This window comes from Curtobacterium sp. MCBA15_013 (genome assembly GCF_001865095.1).
Lineage (GTDB): Bacteria > Actinomycetota > Actinomycetes > Actinomycetales > Microbacteriaceae > Curtobacterium.
In genome coordinates this window covers 190,251-210,642 of the sequence record NZ_MJGQ01000001.1, presented here as the reverse complement: position 1 = coordinate 210,642, position 20,392 = coordinate 190,251, and the positions used below count along the sequence as shown (strand labels likewise).

The following is a 20,392-nucleotide window of genomic DNA, read 5'->3' as shown; positions in this document are numbered from 1 at the left end:
CGTGGCGGTGTCGCTCGTGGTCCTCGCCCTGGTCGCTGCGTGGATCGGCACCGAAGCGGTCCTCGCCGCCATCGGCCGGCCCCCGCTGCTCGCCGACCCGCAGACCGTCGTCGACGCCGCGCTCCGCCCGGACGCCGCGTTCGTCACGATCGCGGAGGTCATCGCCGTGGTCCTTCTGGTCCTCGGTGTGGTCCTGATCGTCCTGGCCCTGAAGCCCGGCCGGCAGCACCGCTCCGTCATCGACCACGACCGTGGCGCCGTCGTCATCGACACCCGCATCCTCGCCTCCACCGCCGCGAACGCCGCCGGGATGGCCGCCGGGGTCCCGGAGGGCAACGCCTCCGCGACCGCCCGCGGACGCTCCACCACGGTCCGTGTGGTGCCCGTCAGCGGGATCCCCGTCGACGACGCCGTCATCCGCGACGCCGTCCGGGACCGCCTCTCCGGGCTCGACGAACGCTTCGGCCGACGCGTCAGCGTCACGGTCGAGGAGAAGGGAACCCTCGCATGACCAAGAGCAACCGGACCCTGAACCGGATCATCCTGTTCGTCCTCGGCCTCGTCGCGGTCATCGTCGGCATCACCATCGGCGCGGGCGTCCTGCCCGCCGTCCGCGACGCCGTCGAACCCTACGCGACGCTCCCGAACCGGCTGAGCGTGCCGGCGTCGTCGCTGTGGATCATCGTCGCGGCCTGCGCCGTGGTGATCGTCCTGGCGTTGGTGTGGGTGTTCACCCGCGGTGGGGGCGGCACGTCCGTCGCCGTCCGGGAACGCTCCGGCGACGACCAGGTCACCGTCAACGTCGCCCTCGTCCGCGACGTCGTCGACCACGAACTCGACGGCGTCCGCGACGTCATCAGCTCCCGCGTCGACACGTACCTCGTCCGCCGGCAACGCGCCGCACGCATCCGCGTCGCGGTCCGCCGCGGCGGCGACGCCGTCACCGTCCTCACCGCCGTCGACCAGGCCATCACCGTCCTGGACCGCACCCTCGGCCGGCAGATCCCCGTCCTCGTCCACCTCACCGGCGGCACCCGCTCCACCCTCGCCAAGAAGACCCGCGTCCACTGACCCCCGTCAGGACACCGACAACCGGCCGGAACACCGACGACCCGTCAGAACACCGACACCCGCACCGAACGGAGAACACCACGATGGCGAACCGCAACCACGACCGCGCCGCGGAAGAACCCGTCAGCGAGTCCACGTCCGAGCAGCGCCGTGAGGACGCGGCCGCCTGGTCGCCGGTGGCCCGGTACGCGTCCGAGCTGTTCGGCACGTTCCTGCTCGTGCTCGGCGGCGTCGGCACCGCGCTGTTCGCCGCGAACGTCCCGAGTGCCACGGACAACCAGCAGGGCGTCGGCTACCTCGGCGTGGCCCTCGCGTTCGGTCTCACGCTCGTGGCGGGGATCTCGGCCGTCGGGCACATCTCCGGCGGCCACTTCAACCCCGCGGTCACACTCGGTCTGCTCGCCGCGGGCCGCACCGATGCTCGCCACGTCGCCGGCTACATCGTGGCCCAGATCGTCGGTGGGCTCGCCGCGACGAGCATCATCGCCGCGGTGCTCTCCGGCAAGCCTGGGGCGTTCGCGGCCGCTCGTGACGGGGGCTTCGCCTCGAACGGGTACGGATCGGCGAGCCCCGGCGGGTACGGCCTCGGGTCGGTGTTCCTCGCCGAGGCGGTCCTGACCGGTGTCTTCATCGCCGTCATCCTCTCGATCACCGCCAAGAAGGAGTACCAGGCGGTCGCACCGCTCGGGATCGGGCTCACCCTGACGCTGATCCACCTCGTGAGCATCCCGATCAGCAATACCAGCGTGAACCCGGCGCGCTCGATCGCTGCCGCCGTCTACGGCGGGGCGACACCGCTCGCGCAGCTCTGGGTCTTCATCGTCGCCCCGATCGTCGGTGCCGTCGTCGCCGGTGTCATCGTCCGCGTGAGCGGTCGACGCCAGCTCACCAGCTGACGACCGCCGCATCGCGGGACGCCCCGCCGGTCCACACCGGACCGGTGGGGCGTACGTTCTGCGAACCGCTACCGACCACCGACCACCGACCACCGGGAGAACGCATGAGCGCACGCACCACGACCGCTTCCGTCACCGCCAAGACCCTGCTCCGCATCGCCCTCGGCGCCGTCCTCGTGTCGCACGGCTCCCAGAAGCTCTTCGGCGCGTTCGGCGGCGGCGGGATCGATGGCACCGCCCAGGGCATGCACCAGATGGGCTTCCGGCCCGGCCGCCGCAACGCCGTCCTGGCCGGGATCGGCGAGGCCGGCTCCGGTGCCGCCCTCGCGCTCGGCCTGGCCACCCCGATCGCCGGTGCGGGCGCCGCGACGACCATGGGTGTCGCCTCGAGCGTGCACACTCCGAACGGCTTCTTCAACGCCGACGGCGGGTTCGAGTTCCCGGCGTTCCTCGGCTTCTCGGCGGCGATGTTCGCCCTCGGCGGCCCCGGTCCGGTGTCCCTCGACCACGCGTCCGGCCACGTCTTCGACCGTCCGTGGCTGCGGGGACTCGCCCTCGCGGCGGTCCCGGTGGCGATCGCGGTCCAGGTCGCGCAGCGTCGGAAGGCGCTCGCCTCGGAACCGGCGGCTGCCGACGAGTCGTAGGACCTGACGGACGGGAGGCGCGGTGCCGGCCGGCACCGCGCCTCCCGTCCGTCAGGCGGTGGCGACCAGTGCCTCACGCACTGCGGATGCGGGCCGCCGCGACGGCGGCGGCGAGGATTACGACGCCCGCGAGGGCGAAGGCGAGTTGCATCCCGGTCACGAAGTGCGCCCGATCGGCCAGGAACGCGCCGAAGACCGCGATCGCGACCGCCCCGCCCACCTGACGGAACGTGTTGAAGACGGCGCTGGCGGTGCCCGCACGGTCGGCGGGGACGCTCGCGAGGACGATCGAGGTCGCCGGTGGCATCGCGACGGAGCCGCCGACGCCGGTGAGGATCGAGCAGACCGCGACCGCGACGACCGATCCCGTCGGCGCGGCGACGATCCCGACGACCAGGCCGACCACCATGCAGCTCAGCCCCGCGACGACGGGGACGCGCGTGCCGAGCCGGTTCGCGAGCGTGCCGCTGACGACGTTGCCGACGACGCTGCCCACCGCCGACGGCAGGAACACGAGGCCGGCGACCAGCGGGGTGAGGCCGAGGTGCTGCTGGAGGAAGAGACCGAGGACGAACACGCTGCCGAAGTTGCCGACCATGAACGCGAACCCGACGCCCAGGGCGATCCGCATGCTCGACGACCGGAACAGGTCGAGCGGCATCATCGGGTGCGCACCGCGCGCCTGGACGATCAGGAACCCGACGAGGGCGAGCGCAGCGACGACGAGGGCTCCGACCACCGGTGGCGTGTCGAACCCCTCGGCCCCGCCCTCGATCAGGCCGTACACGAGGCCGATCAGCGTGAGGAGCGCGAGCGCCTGGCCGAGCGGGTCGAACCGTGCCGTCCGCGTCACCGACGGTGCCAGCCGCGAGCGCAGCACGAGCATCGCGACGCACACCGGCAGGTTGATCGCGAACACGAGCCGCCAGTCGAACGTGGTGAGCAGTCCGCCCAGCAGCGGACCGACCGCGCCCGCGACAGCGCCGCCGACCGCCCAGATCCCGAGGGCGTGGGCCCGTTCGCGGGCGTCCGGGAACCCCTCGCGGACGAGCGCCATGGACGCCGGGAGCATCACCGCGGCCGCGGCTCCCTGGGCGGCACGTGCCGCGATCAGGGCGCCGAGCGTGGGCGACAGTGCGCAGGCTGCGGAGGCGACGAGGAACCCGACGGTGCCCCACCCGATCGCGCGTCCCGCTCCGATCCGCTCGGACAGGTTGCCGGCGAAGAGCAGCAGCGACGCGAACAGCAGCGTGTAGGCGTCGATCACCCACTGCAGACCGGCGGTGCTGCCGCCCAGCTCACGGCCGATCCGGGTCAGCGCGACGGTGACGATCAGGACGTCGAGCGTGATGAGGAAGAACGCCAGCGCGGCGAGGAGCAGGGCGAGGCGCGGAGCAGTGGGGCGGAGCACGTCTCCGATGGTCGTGGATCGTCGACGCGTGGGGGATGCCCTGTCGGGGAACCCGTCGACCCGGCTCGGGCGGCTCGGGATCAGACTGTCGTGGTGCCGCTCAACCGCGCCTCCTCCGCGTCGTACCCCGACCGCACCTGCCGCAGCACGAGGTCGTCGATCTCGTCGGCGTCCCGCAACCGCAGGAGCGTCGCGGCCTTGTGCCGGACCAGCGCGAGCTCGAGGGCGACCGCGGTGTCGTGCCGTTGCAGGGCCGGGTGGTCGTCGTCCTCTTCCTCGCGGGCCTGGATGACGTCGAGGTGCGCCTCGTAGTCCTTCCGCACCCGCTCCACGGTCGCACGGTCCGCGCCGGTCGAGCGGGCCAGGCGGGGGAGTGCGTCGAGCGCCTCCTCGATCGCGGTGCGCTCGGCGTAGCGGCGCTCCTCGCCGACCGACTCGTCCTCGGGCAGCGCGGCCCGGCGGAGGACGGCCGGCAGCACCAGCGCCTGCCCGACGATCGTGACGACGACGACCCCGGCGGTGACGAAGACGATGAGGTCCCGGTCGGGGAACGCCGCGCCGGACTCGAGTGTCCGGGGCACGGCGACGGCCATCGCGAGCGACACCGCCCCGCGGAACCCGGCGAAGCCGCTGACGAGCCGGTCCCGGTGGCCCTCGCGCGGTGCTCCGCCGGACCGTCGGGTGACGAGCCACACCGTGCCGCCGGCTGCGTTGAGGAACGCGAACCGCACGAGCACGAGGGCGATCGACACCGCGGCGATCACGCCGGTGGCGCGCAGGAGCTCGGCGGGCTCCAGCGCACGGGCGGCGACCATCGCCTCGATGCCGACGAGCACGAACAGCGCGCCGTTCAGCAGGAACGTCAGGAACGACCAGAACGCACGGACCTGCTGACGGGTCTCGGCGCGGTCGAGCTTCGGACCGACCTGGCTCACCACGATGCCGGCGGCCACGACCGCGAGGACGCCGGAGGCCCCGATCGCCTCGGCACCGAGGAACGCGACGAACGGCACGAGGAGCGTCACCAGGTTCTCGAGGACGACCGTGTCGACGCGCCGGAGCACCTGCGTGCCGAGCCACGCCGCGACCAGCCCGGCTGCCACGCCGCCGAGGTAGGACAGCGCGAGCATGCCCGAGACACCCCAGAACGTGAGCTCCTGCGTGCCGACCGTGACCGCGACGGCGATCCCGTAGACCACGAGCGTGGTGCCGTCGTTGACGAGGCTCTCGGCACGCAGCACCGTGACGTTCCGGCGCGGCAGCATCTTCGTGAGCACCCCGACGGCCGTGGCGTCCGTCGGTGCCACGGCGGCACCGAGCACCCAGGCCGGGCCCCACGGCAGGCCGAGCAGGTGGAGCAGGACGGCGACGGCCCCGGCCGTGACCACGACGAGCAGCGTGCCCATCAGGACGATGCCGCGCAGGTTCTTCCGGATCTCGCGCAGGGACGTCGTCAGGCTCTCCCAGTACAGCAGCGCCGGCAGGAAGAGCAGCAGGACGGCGTCGGCGGGGAGCTGCACACCCGCGAACTCGGGCACGAGGGCGAGCAGCGCGCCGAAGACGAGCAGCAGCACCGGCGGGGCGACCCGGATGCGGTCGGCGATGCCCGCCGTCAGGGCGATGGCGAGGCCGAGCACGACCACCAGTTCAGGTCCCAGCACACGCACTCCTCGATCGACCGACACCCCAGTCAACGCGGTGGGCGCTGACAGCGCACACGCGCGCCGGGCGGTGGTCGCGACCAGTGCCGGACGGGAGGCGCGGGTCGGGCCCGACCCGCGCCTCCAGTCCGTCAGACGCGCAGGTCCACCGCGGACGACGCGCGGACGCCGTCCACCTCGACGACCACCCGCTCACCCCAGAACGCGACGCGGTCGCGCACGGCGGCGACCGCGGGGAAGGGGTCCGGGTAGGACCACGCGACGTCCTCGACGGTGCCGTCCGCGCGCCGGACTCCCCAGTACGCGGTCGCGTGGCCCTTGTACGGGCACTCGCTGACGGTGTCGGTGGCGACGAGCTCGTCGAACCGGACGTCCTCGCGGGGCAGGTACCAGCGCGTCGGCAGGCCGGTCTCGTAGACGGCGACGGGCGAACGGGAGTCGGCGACCACCCGGTCGCCGTCGCGGACCACGACGTGCCGGCTGCTCGGGAGCGCGTCCACCCGGTTGTGCGGGTCGCGGGGATGGGTGATGACGCGCTCGTCCTCCTCGTACCAGGCGTCCAGGACCCCGGGGGTCCACGTGACGCCGAGCCACCCGTCGAGGCCGTCGTCGTCCCACGACCAGGCGACGTGCGGGACGACGCGGTCGGGGAGCCGGAGGTGGTACCAGCGTCGGGCCGGTCGGACCGGGCGCCAGGACCGACCCGGTGCGGGTGCGTCGTCCGCCGGCGACAGGAGGTCGGTGCGGACGTCGGCTCGCGGGATCCCGTACTCGGGGACCTTGTGGCCGGCCTCCCACACGAGGATCGGCGCACGGGTGTCGACGACCGTCAGGCCGTCGACGACCGCGCGGACCCAGCGGCTGCTCGGCTCCCACGTGAGGTGGTCCGGCAGGGCGGGGTGACGACGGCGGAGGGTGTCGGATTCGGCGGGCTGCGGCACGGGGCGATCATGCTCCTCGGACGCGGTCGGTGCGCACTCCTACGTTGTGTGACGTCGCGCAACGCTCCGTTACGTCGCCGCTCGTGGACCGTCGGTGGTGCGTGTTTGCATCACTCCACTGACGAGGGAGTGTTCCATGACGCACGTCGAACGGGCCGCCCGCGTGGCTTCGGTGCCACTGCGGATCGCGGTGTTCTCGCACGGGACGGAAGCGCCGCCGGCGAGCCGGGCGTACCGCGACGAGCTGGACCTGTTCGCCGCCGCGGAACGACTCGGGTACGAGAGCGCGTGGGTCCGGCAGTTCCACTTCCGGCACGACGACGACCCGACCCGCGGCGGGCTGCCGTCACCGTTCGTCTTCTTCGCCGCCCTCGCCGAGCGCACCTCGACCCTGCGGCTCGGACTCGGTGCGGTGACGCTCCCGCACGAGGACCCGGTCCGCGTCGCCGAGGACGCCGCGGTGCTCGACGCGCTCAGCGACGGCCGGGTCGAGCTCGGCGTCGCGAACGGCGGCGGCCCGGAGACGCTCGACGTCTTCGCGCCGGACCTCGCCCACGCCGAGCACGAGGCACGTCGGGCGGCCTTCGACGCCCAGCTCGACACGCTGCTCGGTGCGCTCCGCGGGGAGCCGCTCGGGACCGGCAGCGCCCGACTGAACCCGGACGGCAGCGCACTGCTGGACCGGCTCTGGGACGCCACCCTCACCGCCGGCAGCGCTGCGATCGCCGCCACCCGGGGACACGGGGTCCTGGTCGGCACCACCCAGACGGTACCGGCCGAGGTCACCGCCGCCGCCTACCTCGACGCGCTGCCCGACGGCGCGGTGCCGCGGGTGGCGCTCTCCACCGCGATCTACCCGGCCCGTGACCGTGCCACGGCGCTGCGCGAGGCCCGTGCCGGCATCGAGGCGAAGTACGCGTGGGGCGAGTCGTTCCTGCCCCCGGCGTCGACCCTGGCCGAGAAGGCCGCGTCGCTGAACCTGCACTACGGCACCGCCGAGGACATCGCCGAGTCGATCCTGTCGAAGCCGTACTCCCGGTACGCCACGCAGCTCAACGTGCAGGTCGAGCACGGCTACGCCGACCAGGAGCGTCGGCGCGAGGCCCTCGCGCTCTTCGCGGAGGACGTCGCGCCACGCATCGGGGCGACGGTGGGGCCGGTCGCACCGGCACGGACACGAGAGGCGGTGACGGCATGACGCGCGACGGCGGCCTCGTGCTGGGCGGGATGGTCTTCTACCCGGGCGGTGAACACGTCACGAGCTGGCGGCTGCCCGGCAGCGAACCGGAGCAGTACCTCGACGTGGAGTACTACGTCCGGTTCGCCCAGACGCTCGAGCGCGGCGGGTTCGCGACGCTCTTCATCGCCGACGAGCTCTACGTCTGGGACCGGTTCGACTCCGGCATCGACCACGTCGTGAACATCCGCACCGAGCCCTTCACGCTGCTCGGCGCGCTGTCGCAACGGACCGAGCACATCGGACTCGCCGCCACGGTGTCGACGACGTACAACGAGCCGTACCACGTCGCCCGGAAGCTCGCCTCGCTCGACCACCTCAGCGAGGGCCGCGCCGCGTGGAACCTCGTCACGAGCGCCTCCGACGAAGAGGCGTGGAACTTCGGGCGCGACGCCAACCTCGACCACGCGGTGCGCTACCGGCGCGGGGCCGAGTTCGTCGACGTCGTGCAGGGACTCTGGGACAGCTGGGACGACGACGCCTTCCTGCACGACAAGCAGTCCGGGTACTTCGCCAAGCGCGAGGGCCTGCACGTCCTCGACCACCAGGGGGAGTTCTTCCGGGTGCGGGGACCCCTCAACATCGCCCGTCCGCCCCAGGCACACCCGGTGCTGTTCCAGGCCGGCGCGTCCGAGGCCGGCCGAGCGCTGGCGGGGGCGAAGGCCGAGGGCGTGTTCACGCTCTGGCAGGACGAGCTCGCCGACGCGCAGGCGCTGTACGCCGACTACAAGCGCCGAGCCGTCGACAACGGCCGCGACCCGTCGTCGATGCTCATCCTGCCGGCCGTGTCGCCCGTCATCGGCGACACCGAGGCGGACGCGCTGCGCCAGCTCGACGAGATCGAGGAGCTCACGCCGGACCGCGTCTCGCTCGACCTGCTCTCGCACTACCTGCAGACCGACCTGTCCGACCGGCCGCTCGACGCGCCGTTCGAGCACGTCTTCGACGAGTCGTCGATCACCCAGTCGAAGTCGGTGTTCGAGTCGATCCGACGCATCGCCGCGGACGCCACGACGCTGCGCGAGGTCTACCGGACGATCCTGCGGCGCCGGTTCCTGCCCGGGACACCCGAGCAGATCGCGGACTGGCTGACCGAGCGCTACGAGCAGGACGCCGCGGACGGCTTCATGCTCGCGTTCTCGTCGATCCCGGTGAGCGTGGACCGGTTCGTCGACCAGGTGGTGCCGGAGCTCGAACGCCGCGGCGTGTACGACCGCACGTACCGCGGGGACACCCTGCGCGAGCACCTCGGGCTGGCGCGACCGGCGAGCACGCTCCGGACGGCGGAGGTCTCGGCATGAGCGACCGGATCCTGCTCGGTGCGTTCGCCTTCCACCCCGGCGGCGCACACGTCACCGGCTGGCGGCACCCGTCCTCGCGGCCGACCGAGCACCTGACGATCGGCCACCACCGCCACATCGCGCAGAGCGCCGAGCGCGGGTTCTTCGACACGCTGTTCCTGGCGGACGGCCTGTACTTCTGGGACCGGTACCCCTCGGGCGTCGACCACTACGGCGCGCTCCGCCCGGAGCCGTTCACCCTGCTCGCGGCGCTGTCCCAGGTGACCAGCCGCATCGGGCTCGCGGCGACGGTCTCGACCACCTACAACGAGCCGTACCACGTGGCGCGGACGATCGCCTCCCTCGACCACATCAGCCGGGGCCGCGCGGCGTGGAACCTCGTCACGAGCCGATACGACGAAGAGGCCCGGAACTTCGGCGGCGACGCGCACATCGACCACTCCCGCCGGTACGAGCGCGGCCGCGAGTTCGTCGACGTCGTCCACGGTCTGCTCGACAGCTGGGACGACGACGCGATCCGTGCGGACGCCGCGTCCGGGATCTTCGCCGACCGGGACGGGCTGCACCGGCTCGACCACGACGGGGAGTTCTTCCGGGTGCGCGGTCCGCTCAACATCGCCCGGCCGCCGCAGGGCCACCCGCTGCTGTTCCAGGCCGGCGGCTCCGAGTCCGGCCTCGAGCTCGCCGCCGACACCGCGGACGCCGTGTTCACGCGGGGTGGGTCCGCGGCCGACGTCCGTCGGTTCGTCGACGACCTGCGCGCCCGGGCAGTCCGGCACGGTCGCGCTGCCGACGCCGTGAAGATCATGCCCTCGGTCATGCCGGTCGTGGGGGAGACCGCCGCCGACGCCCGGGCCGAGGCGGACGCGATCCTGGCGCTCACCCCGGACGCGCTCATCCTCGAGGACGTGTCGCACCAGCTCGGCCAGGACCTGTCCGGGCGCGACGTCGACGTGCCGTTCGACTACGCCGAGGAGTTCGACACCTCGAACGAGACCCGGTCGCCGAAGCCCGCGGTCGAGCGCCTGCTCGCGGACGGGCCGGCGACGCCCCGCGACGTCTACTCGTGGTCGTACCGGCGGAGCCTGCTCACCGGCACCGGGCCGGAGATCGCCGACCGGCTCGAGGAACTCGCGGACGACGGCGGAGCGGACGGCTTCATCGTGCAGTTCCCGTACCTGCCGGGTGGCATCGACCGCTTCGTCGACCACGTCGTGCCCGAGCTGCAGCGCCGCGGCCGGACCGCCACCACGTACGACGACCTCACCCTGCGCGAGCGGTTCGGACACCCCCGCGTGCCCGACCGTGCGCACCGCTGACCGCACCACCCCCTGCACCCCGAACCCCAGGAGCCAACCATGACCGTCGACCTCACGTCGCGGCGGCGTCGCCTCAAGCGCCTCGCCCTCGCGGCCACCGCGTCCGCCCTCGCCCTCACCCTCGCCGCGTGCTCGTCCGGCGGCGACGCCTCGTCCGGCTCGTCGGACGCCGGCACCTACACGCTCGGCCTCCAGGAGCCCGACAGCACCATCAACCCCCTCACCACGTCCGACTACAACGCGATGTTCATCGTCGGGCTGGCATCCGAGGGACTCCTCAGCCAGGACGCGCAGGGCAAGCTCGAGGGCCGGCTCGCCGACTCCTGGAAGGCCTCGTCCGACGGGCGCACCTGGACCGTCACCCTGCGCGACGGCCTGAAGTTCTCGGACGGCGCCGCCCTCACGAGCAAGGACGTCGTCGCGACGTTCGACTCGATCATCGGCACGGACAGCCAGTCGCCCGGCAAGTCGAGCTTCGAGGGCATCCTCGGCTCCGTCGCCGCGGACGGCGACTCCGCCGTGGAGTTCACGCTCGACAAGCCCTACGCGGACTTCCCCTACCTGCTCACCGGCTCGAACACGACGATCCAGCCCGCTGGCTTCACAGCATCGACGAACTGGGCGAAGCAGCCCGTCGGTGCCGGCCAGTTCGTGCTGTCGAAGTACTCCGCCGGACAGGGCGCGACGTTCACGAAGAACCCCGATTACTGGGACGCGAAGGACGTCGACCTCGAGAAGGTCGACGTGAAGTTCTACGCCGACGACCAGGCACAGCTGCTGGCCTTCCAGAGCGGCGAGATCGACCAGATCGCGTCGAGCCCGACCGCGACCTCGACGCTGCAGGCCTCCGACTACAACGAGACCAAGCCGTACTACAACAAGTTCGACGGCATCTTCCTCGACGTGACCAAGGCGCCGTTCGACGACCCGGACGTCCGCGAGGCGTTCGCCCTGGCGCTCGACCGGAAGGAGATCGTCAAGACGGTCTACGGCGGGAACGCCGAGGTCGGCAACGACACCACGTTCTTCCCGAGTTCCGCGATCCAGCCGAAGGGCCTCGAGCAGCGGTCGCAGGACGCGGCGAAGGTGCGGGAGCTCCTCGGCGGCAAGACCGTGTCGTTCGAGATCACCACGCTCGACGCCGAGAAGGCGCTCGCGCAGGTGGTGCAGCAGCAGCTCGAGGCCGTCGGCGGGTTCGACGTCACGCTCAAGGTCCTCACGAGCGCGCAGTACTACGCCGACGGAGCCGACACGCCGTGGCTCAACGCCCCGGTGACGATCACGAACTGGGCGCAGCGACTGCCGGCCCAGTACGTCGACCTGATCTACCGGTCCGGCGCCGCCTGGAACGCGTCGAAGTACTCGAACCCGGAGCTCGAGACCCTCGTCGACCAGTACGAGTCGACCACGTCGGAGTCCGAGCGGCAGGACCTCGCCGACCGGATCGCGACGATCGAGTGGACGGACCTGCCGGTGATCGTGCCGGCGTTCGCGTCGAGCAGCATCCTGCTGCAGAAGCGCGTGACGGGGACCTTCCGGTCCGGGCAGGACTTCCCGGGCGGGTTCGACTTCCGCGGGATCGGGGTCACCTCGTCATGAGCACCGCGCGCCGTCGTCGTCTGCTGTCCCTCGTCGGCCAGCGGGTCGTCCAGATCCCGCTCGTCCTGGTCGTGGTCTCGATCCTCACGTTCTGGCTGGTCCAGGTCGTCCCGGGGGACCCCGGTCGGAACGCGCTCGGGCAGTACGCGACGGCGGCGCAGGTGCAGGCCTGGAACGTCGACCACGGACTCGACGGCTCCCTCGTGAGCCGGTACCTGCACTGGATCGGCGGGTTCGTGACCGGCGACTGGGGCACGAGCTTCGTGTACTCCGAGCCGGTGCGGGACCTGGTGCTCGGACGGCTCGGCAACTCGCTCCTGCTCGGCGCGTACGCCTTCGTCATCATGGTGCCGGTCGCCCTCGTGCTCGGCGCCGTGCAGGCCTACCGACAGGGGCGCAGGTCGGACCGTGCCGTGACGGTGGGCCTGCTGACCGTCTCCGCGATCCCGGAGTTCGTGGTCGGGATCGTCCTGCTGCTGGTCTTCGCGGTCTGGCTCCGCGTCGTGCCCGTGCAGGCGTCCGGGGCGCTCGACGCGGGGTTCGGCGAGCGGCTCCGGGTGCTCACCCTGCCGGCGGTCGTGCTGGCCCTGGCGTACCTCGCCGTCCTGACCCGGATGGTGCGGGCCGGCGTCATCGAGACGATCCGGTCGCAGTTCCACCGGACCGCGGTGCTGAAGGGGCTGACGACCGGTCAGATCGTCCGGCGGCACGTCGTCCGCAACGCGCTCATCCCGACGTTCTCGGTGCTCGGGATCTACCTCGGCACCCTGCTCGGCGGGAGCGTGATCGTCGAGACGCTCTTCTCGTACCCGGGGCTCGGCGCGCTGCTCGTGTCGGCCGCCGAGCGGAAGGACGCGCTCCTGCTCGAGAGCGGCGTGATGCTCGCCGGAGCGCTGTCCCTCGGCGCGCTGCTGCTCACCGACCTCCTGTTCGTCGTGGTGGACCCCCGGATCCGGTTCGAACGGCGGGTCACCGCATGACCGCCGTCGTCCCCGGAGCCCTCGCCACCGACGCCCCGGTCGTCACCGGGCCGGAGCAGACCGTCGGGTCGCGCCGTGCCCGCCGTGGCTGGCGCGCGCTGCTGCGTCGCCCGACGTTCCTGGTCTCGGTCGCGGTCCTCGTCTGGTGGGTTGTCCTCGCCGTCGGGTGGCACGCGCTCGGGTTGCAGCCGTTCGCGAAGACCGGGGAACTCCTGCAGGCGCCGAGTGCGGCGCACTGGTTCGGCACCGACTCGCTCGGGCGCGACGTCTTCGCCCGGGTCGCGGCCGGAGCCCGCCCGGCGCTCGTGATCGGCCCGTTCGGTGCCGCGCTCGCGACCGTCCTCGGGGGCACGCTCGGGCTCGTCGCGGGCTTCCACCGCGGCTGGGTCGACACCGCCCTGATGCGGTTCTTCGACGTGCTCCTCGCGCTGCCGAGCCTCATCTTCCTGGTGGTGCTCGTGGGGGCGTTCGGCGTCTCGACCCCGGCGCTCGTGCTCATCGTCGGCGTGCTCTTCGCACCGGGCATCGCGCGCATCGTCCGTGCCGCAGTGCTCGTCGAGATGGGCAAGTCCTACGTGCAGTCGGCCCGGCTCCAGGGCGAGAGCGCACTCCGGGCGATGCTCACCGAGCTCCTGCCGAACGTCGTCGGGGTGTTCGTCGTGCAGGCCGTCCTGAGCCTCGGTGCCGCCATCTTCATCACCGCGTCGCTGTCCTTCCTCGGCCTCGGGTCGCAACCTCCGGCCGCCGACTGGGGCCTCGACATCAACGCGAATCGCGCCTACCTGCAGGCCGCCTGGTGGACGGTCGTCTTCCCGGGCGTCGCCGTGGCGTCGATCGTCGTCGCCGCGAACCTCATCGCGGACAACCTCAAGGAGGTCGCCGAGTGAGCGAACCGCTGGTCCGGGTCGAGGGACTCACCGTCGCGTACCGCGGTGTCAGGGTCGTCGACGGGGTGTCGTTCACGATCGAGGCGGGCGGGTCGTACGGCCTCGTCGGCGAGTCCGGCTCCGGCAAGAGCACGGTGGCGGGGACCCTCACCGCCTCGCTCGGTCCGGATGCCGACGTCTCGGCGGCGGCGATCGTCGTCGACGGTTCGGACGTCCCCACGCTCCGCCGCGAACGGCTCCGGCGCTTCCGGCGTGACGTGGTCGCGGTCGTGCACCAGGAGCCGGGCCTCGCGCTGAACCCGACGATGCCCGTCGGCCGTCAGGTCGCCGAGGTGCTCCGCGCCACCGGGTCCGGGCGGGCCGAGGCCGAGTCCGGCACGGTCGAGGCGTTCACCCGCGTCGGCCTGCCCGACCCGGACACGATCGGCGTCCGGTACCCGCACGAGCTGTCCGGCGGGCAGCAGCAGCGCGTCGCGATCGCGATGGCCCTGGTCTCCCGGCCGCGGCTGCTCGTGCTCGACGAGCCCACGACCGGCCTCGACAGCACCGTCGAGGCGGGGATCATGGCGCTGATCGACGAACTGCGCGAGGAGACCGGCTTCGCCACGCTCCTCATCAGCCACAACCTGCCGCTCGTCGCCGCGCACTGCGAGCGGGTCGGTGTCCTCCGGCACGGCGTGCTCGTCGAGGAGGGGTCCGCCCGAACGGTGCTCGGTGCGCCGTCCGAGCCGTACACGGTGCAGCTCGTCGAGGCGCTGCCGGACATCACCGCGGGCAAGGCCGCACGCGGCACCACGGAGGACGACGTGCTCGTGTCGGTCCGCGGCCTCCGCAAGGAGTACGACGGTGCGGTCGCCCTCGACGGCATCGACCTCGACCTGCACCGGGGCGAGGTCCTCGGCGTCGTCGGGGAGTCCGGCTCCGGCAAGACCACGTTCGGGCGCGCCCTCGCCGGTCTCGTCCGGTACGACGGCACGGTGACCACGGCTGCCTCCGCCGCGGGCGACGGCCCCGGGCGACGGACCCCGCCCGTGCAGGTCGTGTTCCAGAACGCCGACGCGTCGCTCAACCCGAGGCGGACCGTCCGCCAGGTGCTCGGCCGGGCGATCCGACTGCTCGGTGGCGAGGGCAGCGCCGAGGACCTCGCCGCCCGGGTCGGACTCGACGCCGAGGTCCTCGACCGCCGGCCGGCGCAGCTCTCCGGCGGACAGAAGCAGCGCGTCGCCATCGCCCGGGCCTTCGCCGGTCCCGTCCCGTTGGTCGTGTGCGACGAGCCCACCTCGGCGCTCGACGTGTCCGTGCAGGCGCGGATCCTCGACCTCGTCCTCGACCTGCAGCGCACCACCGGGACGACGTGCGTCTTCGTGTCGCACGACCTCGCGGTGGTGCGTCGCGTCGCCGACCGGATCGCGGTCTTCGACGCCGGGCGGATCGTCGACGTCGGTCCGGCCGAGCAGCTGTTCGACGCGGGACGGCACCCGCTCACGCGAGAGCTGGTCGCGGCCGCGTTCGACCTCCGTCGGCGAGCGGGCCTGGTCGCACCGGTGCCCGACGGGGTGGTCGACGCATGACGCACGGGGACGGACGTCCGCGGTAGCGTGCCGCCATGAGCGACGACACGACCCCCGCCCCCGCGCGTGACTCCCGCATCGCCGTCGTGACCGGCGGCGGCAGCGGGATCGGCCGCTCCGCCGCACTCGCGCTGGCGGGCGACGGGTGGACGGTCGTGGTCGCCGGACGGCGGCGTGGCCCGCTCGACGAGGTCGCGGCCGTCTCGGAGCGCATCGTGCCGGTCATCGCCGACGTCTCGGTCGAGGCGGACGTCCGACGGCTCTTCGACGAGACCGTCGCGCGGTTCGGCCGACTCGACCTCCTGTTCAACAACGCCGGCACCGGGGCGCCGGCGACGCAGTTCGACGAGATCACGCTCGACACCTGGGACGAGGTGTTGGCCGTGACCCTCACGGGTTCGTTCCTCTGCGCCCGCGAGGCGTTCCGGATCATGCGGACCCAGACACCGCAGGGCGGCCGCATCATCAACAACGGCTCGATCTCCGCGCACGCACCGCGTCCGCTCTCCGCGCCCTACACGGTCGCCAAGCACGCGGTGGCCGGCCTGACGAAGCAGCTGCAGCTCGACGGTCGGGCGTTCGGCATCGCCTGCGGGCAGCTCGACATCGGCAACGCCGCCACCACGATGGGGTCGGGCGCAGCGGACGGGACGATGCAGGCGGACGGCTCGATCCGCTCCGAACCGACGATGGACGTCGCTGAAACGGGCCGAGCGGTCGCGTACATGGCCGGGATGCCGGCCGGCACGAACGTGCCGAACCTGACGGTCATGCCGACCGCCATGCCGTTCGTCGGTCGCGGCTGACACCGGACAGGAGGGACGGTGCGGCTCCGCGCGCACAAGGAGTCCTCGACGGCGCGGGTCTGCCGCGGGGCGGACCGTTCAGCCCCGCGCGGCGCGCGCCCCACCGGGCAACGACCGCCGCGCCCGGCGCCACCACGCACCCCACGGCAGCGAGGTCGCGAGCGCCAGGCCGATCACGACGCTGCCGAACCACCCGACGACGACGCCGGGGATCGGCACGAGCAGGCTCGTCCACAGCAACACCGCGAGGATGCCCAGCACGTACGCCGCCCCCGCCTTGAGGTACCGGAGCCGCTTCAGCCCCGACGCCTCGTCGAGCCGCGAGGTCAGGCGCGCGAGGAACACCGCCCCGACCCCGATCGCGGCGATCGCCACGGCCGCCTGTTCGAGCGCCCCGAGCCCGTCACCGCCGAGCACACCGGAGCCGGACAGGCTGTAGACCCCGTCGAGGATCTCGAACAGCATGAACACCACGAGCCCGCGTTCGAAGACGACCGTCGAGGCGTAGGCGTGGATCCGCCAGGCGCCGCTCCCGGTCCCGATCGACGCCGTGTCGGTCCCGTCCGTGCTCCGGAGCGCCCACGCCGCGATCCGCTTCGACCCGAGGTACGCGCCGATGCCGATCGTCCCGCCGAGGACCACCGGCAGCAGCGTCGGCGGGGACCACCCGGCGTCGACCCCCACGAGCACCGAGGTCAGCAGCACCCCGGCGCCGGCGGTGACCAGCGACCAGACGCGAGGGCGGGCGACCCGGGCGAGCCGCGCCTCCAGTCGGCCCAGCCAGGACCGACGCGACGCGCGGTCCGTGTTGAAGAGGTACTCGGCGAACACGAGCCAGATGAACGCGGCGCCGAAGGCGGCGAGGGCCGGCCGCACCTCGGCGAGGTGCGCCGAGAACGAGCCCGGTGCGAACACGGCCTCGCCCACCGAGCTCGCCGGGTCGGTCGCGTCGCCGACCGCCACCGCGGCCGGTGGGAGCAGCAGCCGCATCGCGAGGACACCAGCGACGATGCCGAGCGACAGGAACAGCCGCCGTGCGGGGGAGTGCAGGCGCGACGCGATGCCGGCCATCGGGACCGACGAGTCGGCCGCCATCGCGATCTCGAGGAGCGCGAGCGCGACGAACGCGAGCGCGGCGGCCGGACCGAGCACGAACCACGCCAGGGCGGCGGCTGCAACGGTGGTGAGCAGGGGGACGGTCAGGAGCGATCTCGTGGCCATCAGCCCATCCAGCACCGTCGGCCTGGGTGGGCAGTGGAGCGCTCCTGGGCATCGGCCTGGAGGAACGGCTCGTTTCACCCGGGACGGTGACGGCCCGTCCCCACTTGCGGGGACGGGCCGTCGGGTCACGTCGGCAGGCGGCCGGGTGCGGCCTCCGGTGCGGTCAGTCGTGGAACGTCTCGATGGACGCGCCGAGCGAGTTGAGCCGTTCCTGCAGCTGCTCGTAGCCGCGGGCGATGATGCCGACGTTGCGCAGGACGCTCTCGCCCTTGGCCGCGAGCATCGCCAGCAGGATGACCACGGCGGGGCGGAGGGCCGGCGGGCAGCTGACCTCGGCACCCGAGAAGTGCGTCGGGCCGGTCACGTCGAGCCGGTGCGGGTCGCGCAGGGTCACGCTCGCGCCCAGGCGGGTGAGGTCGAGCAGGTGGATCGCGCGGCCCTCGTAGACCCAGTCGTGCACGAGCGTGGTGCCCTCCGCCATCGCGGCGATGACCACGAAGAACGGCAGGTTGTCGATGTTCAGGCCGGGGAACGGCATCGCGTGGATCTTGTCGATCGGCGCGTGCAGCTCGGACGGGTGCACCGTGATGTCGACCAGGCGGGTGCGACCGTTCGCGGCGGGGTACTCGTCGGTGACGTCGAAGCGCAGGCCCATCTCGGCCAGGGTCGCGAGCTCGATCTCGAGGAACTCGATCGGTGCGCGCGTGACGGTGAGCGTGGAGTCGGTGACGATGCCGGCGGTCAGCAGGCTCATCGCCTCGACCGGGTCCTCGCTCGGCCAGTAGTCCACGACCTCGTCGATGCGGCTCTTGCCGGTGATCCGGAGCGTGGTGGTGCCGATGCCCTCGATCTCCACCCCGAGGAGCTCGAGGAAGAAGCAGAGGTCCTGCACCATGTAGTTCGGGCTGGCGTTGCGGATGACGGTCTCGCCGTCGCGGGCGGCCGCTGCCAGGATCGCGTTCTCGGTGACGGTGTCGCCGCGCTCGGTGAGGACGACCGACTTCGTCGGGACCTCGGTGTTCGCCACGTCGACCTCGTACCAGCCCGACGTCGCCTCGACGTCGACGCCGAACGGGCGCAGGGCGATGAGGTGCGGCTCGACCGTGCGGGTGCCGAGGTCGCAGCCGCCGGCGTACGGCAGGCGGAAGGACTCGTAGCGGCCGCTGAGCGGACCGAGGAACATGAGGACGCTGCGGGTCCGGCGGGCGGCATCGGCGTCGATCGCGTCGAGACGGAGGTCCGACGGGGCGACGATCTCGAGGGTCTCGCCGTCCTCGGACCAGGTGACGGTCGCACCGAGGCTGCGGAGCACGTCGATGATGCGGTCGACCTCGACGATGCGCGCGACCTTGTGCAGGCGGGTCACGCCACGGTTCAGCAACGAGGCGCACAGGAGCGCCACGGCGGCGTTCTTGCTCGAGTTCACCGCGATCGAGCCGCTGAGCTTGCGGCCGCCCTGCACGCGGAGGTGTGCACGCTGCGGGGCGCCGCCGATCGAGACGATCTGCTGGTCGAGGGCGTCGCTGATGCGGGTGAGCATCTCGAGGGACAGGTTCTGCCCGCCCTGCTCGATGCGGTTGATGGCACTCTGGCTCGTGCCGACGCGTTCGGCGAGCTGGGCCTGGGTCATGCTGCGACCCTTGCGGGCGCCCCGGATGAGGGCGCCGACCTCGCGGAGCGGGGCCGGGGTGGTCGGGGGAGCGACGATGGTGGTGTCGGTCATGAGGGGCACGCTAACACGCTCATGAGATAAATCACGGGGGACAACGCCCAGGCTTCTCAGGATCGGGTCGGGAATACACCGTCCGTGAGAACTTCGTCGTCAGCTGTCGTCCAGCGGAGCGCGTCGCCGTCGAAGGTCCAGACCGTCGCGGCGTCGTCGTCGACCACCGGTTGCGGGTCGCGCAGCCACACGGTGGTGTCCGGCGTCCACCCGGCGGTGACGCTCGCGGTGTCGGGGTCGACCGGGATCGCGGTGCCGGCTGCGCGGAGCCACGCGCGCACCGTCACGTGGACGGCGTCGTGGGTCTCGGCGAGCGCGGACCAGTCCGGTGTCAGCCACCGTCCGTCGCGGCCGGTGGTGCGGTACCAGTCGTGCCGGCGCGTCGTGTCGCTCACGTCGACGGACCACCGGCGGCAGAGCGCACCCCAGTCCTCCGCGGAGTCGACCACCAGGACGCGGACGTCCGGTGACGGGTGGATCGGCGCGACGGTGGCACGCTCCCAGCCGAGCCCGTCCTCCACGGCCCAGAGCCCGATCGGGCCGAGGGTCCCGACGGCGGCGGTGGTGGTGACGAGCTCGGGCGGTGGTGTCGACCACCAGGAGCCGCTCACGTTCGCCGCGGCCGGGCGACGACGATCGCGGGGCCGCACTGCGGCCACCTCGGTCATCAGTGCGCGGTGCCACGCAGTGAGGCTCCGGGCTGCTGCTCCCGGACCGGCGCCGCGGTCGGGGTGCCGCCCGTGCTCGCCGTCGAAGACCGTGCTCCACTGCGTCACCGCTCCGGGCGGTTCGACGACGGCGGTCACCGCGGGGAGGGACGCCCAGGTGCTCGCGAGCCGGGTGAGCGCCGGGGCGAACTCGGACCGGGCGAGCAGGACGTCGGTCGCGTCCGGCTCCTGCCAGGACATCGCGGCGTCGGCCGTGTCCGCGAGCGCGCGGAGGACCTGCGTGGTGTCGATCGACCGCGGGTCGACCGTGTCGATGACCGCCTCGAGTGCGCGGACGACCTCGGACGACTCGTCGGCCGCGTGTCCGAGGAGCTCGAAGCAGAAGCGTCGGCCTCGGGGGCCCACGAGCAGGTCCTCGGGGGTGATCACGGCGTCAGGCTACTGCGCACGCCCTCG

The 20,392-nt window shown here is 72.6% G+C and carries 18 protein-coding genes; 12 read left to right on the top strand and 6 right to left on the bottom strand.

Annotation, left to right across the window (positions count from 1 at the left end):
• The 4 genes from BIV01_RS19580 to BIV01_RS01015 all read left to right on the top strand — a co-directional run.
• Nucleotides 1–511: DUF6286 domain-containing protein (locus tag BIV01_RS19580; RefSeq protein WP_175473604.1), on the top strand; the 511-nt coding region annotated here is incomplete at its 5' end.
• The gene (locus BIV01_RS01025) at nt 508–1,071 is read left to right on the top strand and encodes a hypothetical protein (protein ID WP_071301643.1); all 564 of its coding nucleotides are present in this window, start codon (nt 508–510) and stop codon (nt 1,069–1,071) included. The genes BIV01_RS19580 and BIV01_RS01025, both read left to right, overlap by 4 nt.
• A gap of 83 nt (nt 1,072–1,154) precedes the next feature.
• Nucleotides 1,155–1,967 (top strand): aquaporin Z, encoded by an 813-nt coding sequence (gene aqpZ, locus BIV01_RS01020; protein WP_083413686.1) that lies wholly within the window; start codon nt 1,155–1,157, stop codon nt 1,965–1,967.
• Nucleotides 1,968–2,071: 104 nt separating this feature from the next.
• Nucleotides 2,072–2,611 carry a DoxX family protein gene (locus tag BIV01_RS01015; protein ID WP_071301642.1) on the top strand — a complete coding sequence of 180 codons (540 nt, stop codon included), beginning with the start codon at nt 2,072–2,074 and terminating at the stop codon, nt 2,609–2,611.
• A gap of 73 nt (nt 2,612–2,684) precedes the next feature.
• Here BIV01_RS01015 and BIV01_RS01010 read toward each other — a convergent pair whose 3' ends face one another.
• The 3 genes from BIV01_RS01010 to BIV01_RS01000 form a co-directional block, all read right to left on the bottom strand.
• A complete protein-coding gene (locus BIV01_RS01010) occupies nt 2,685–4,022 on the bottom strand; it encodes an MFS transporter (protein WP_217642524.1) in 1,338 nt (445 codons plus the stop codon).
• 80 nt (nt 4,023–4,102) lie between these two features.
• Nucleotides 4,103–5,683, bottom strand: a complete 1,581-nt coding sequence (locus BIV01_RS01005) for a Na+/H+ antiporter (RefSeq protein ID WP_071301662.1) — start codon at nt 5,681–5,683, stop codon at nt 4,103–4,105.
• Nucleotides 5,684–5,814: 131 nt separating this feature from the next.
• On the bottom strand, nt 5,815–6,624 hold the full coding sequence (locus BIV01_RS01000; protein WP_071301641.1) for a DUF427 domain-containing protein: 810 nt from the start codon (nt 6,622–6,624) through the stop codon (nt 5,815–5,817).
• Between the two features lie 136 nt (nt 6,625–6,760).
• Between BIV01_RS01000 and BIV01_RS00995 the strand changes: the two genes are divergently transcribed.
• The 8 genes from BIV01_RS00995 to BIV01_RS00960 are packed head-to-tail and all read left to right on the top strand — an operon-like array spanning nt 6,761 to nt 16,324.
• Nucleotides 6,761–7,822 carry an LLM class flavin-dependent oxidoreductase gene (locus tag BIV01_RS00995; protein ID WP_071301640.1) on the top strand — a complete coding sequence of 354 codons (1,062 nt, stop codon included), beginning with the start codon at nt 6,761–6,763 and terminating at the stop codon, nt 7,820–7,822.
• Nucleotides 7,819–9,162 (top strand): LLM class flavin-dependent oxidoreductase, encoded by a 1,344-nt coding sequence (locus BIV01_RS00990; protein WP_071301639.1) that lies wholly within the window; start codon nt 7,819–7,821, stop codon nt 9,160–9,162. The genes BIV01_RS00995 and BIV01_RS00990 overlap by 4 nt, the downstream gene beginning before the upstream one ends.
• A complete protein-coding gene (locus BIV01_RS00985) occupies nt 9,159–10,481 on the top strand; it encodes an NtaA/DmoA family FMN-dependent monooxygenase (protein ID WP_071301638.1) in 1,323 nt (440 codons plus the stop codon). The genes BIV01_RS00990 and BIV01_RS00985 overlap by 4 nt, the downstream gene beginning before the upstream one ends.
• Before the next feature lie 39 nt (nt 10,482–10,520).
• Nucleotides 10,521–12,080 (top strand): ABC transporter substrate-binding protein, encoded by a 1,560-nt coding sequence (locus BIV01_RS00980; RefSeq protein WP_071301637.1) that lies wholly within the window; start codon nt 10,521–10,523, stop codon nt 12,078–12,080.
• Nucleotides 12,077–13,060 (top strand): ABC transporter permease, encoded by a 984-nt coding sequence (locus BIV01_RS00975; protein ID WP_070418892.1) that lies wholly within the window; start codon nt 12,077–12,079, stop codon nt 13,058–13,060. Before BIV01_RS00980 ends, BIV01_RS00975 begins: the two co-directional genes overlap by 4 nt.
• Entirely contained in the window at nt 13,057–13,947 is an 891-nt protein-coding gene (locus BIV01_RS00970) for an ABC transporter permease (protein ID WP_083413685.1), read from the top strand. Before BIV01_RS00975 ends, BIV01_RS00970 begins: the two co-directional genes overlap by 4 nt.
• Nucleotides 13,944–15,518 (top strand): ATP-binding cassette domain-containing protein, encoded by a 1,575-nt coding sequence (locus tag BIV01_RS19575; protein WP_071301636.1) that lies wholly within the window; start codon nt 13,944–13,946, stop codon nt 15,516–15,518. The genes BIV01_RS00970 and BIV01_RS19575 overlap by 4 nt, the downstream gene beginning before the upstream one ends.
• Nucleotides 15,519–15,553: 35 nt before the next feature.
• On the top strand, nt 15,554–16,324 hold the full coding sequence (locus BIV01_RS00960; RefSeq protein ID WP_071301635.1) for an SDR family oxidoreductase: 771 nt from the start codon (nt 15,554–15,556) through the stop codon (nt 16,322–16,324).
• A 78-nt stretch (nt 16,325–16,402) separates the two neighbouring features.
• Here the strand turns inward: BIV01_RS00960 and BIV01_RS00955 are convergent, their stop codons facing one another.
• From BIV01_RS00955 to BIV01_RS00945, 3 genes are all read right to left on the bottom strand, one after another.
• Nucleotides 16,403–17,545, bottom strand: a complete 1,143-nt coding sequence (locus BIV01_RS00955; RefSeq protein ID WP_071301634.1) for a DUF475 domain-containing protein — start codon at nt 17,543–17,545, stop codon at nt 16,403–16,405.
• A 163-nt stretch (nt 17,546–17,708) separates the two neighbouring features.
• Nucleotides 17,709–19,268 carry a helix-turn-helix domain-containing protein gene (locus BIV01_RS00950; RefSeq protein ID WP_070418895.1) on the bottom strand — a complete coding sequence of 520 codons (1,560 nt, stop codon included), beginning with the start codon at nt 19,266–19,268 and terminating at the stop codon, nt 17,709–17,711.
• 56 nt (nt 19,269–19,324) lie between these two features.
• Nucleotides 19,325–20,365: a hypothetical protein gene (locus BIV01_RS00945; protein ID WP_071301633.1), complete on the bottom strand. Its 1,041-nt coding sequence runs from the start codon at nt 20,363–20,365 to the stop codon at nt 19,325–19,327.
• Between the last annotated feature and the right edge of the window lie 27 nt (nt 20,366–20,392).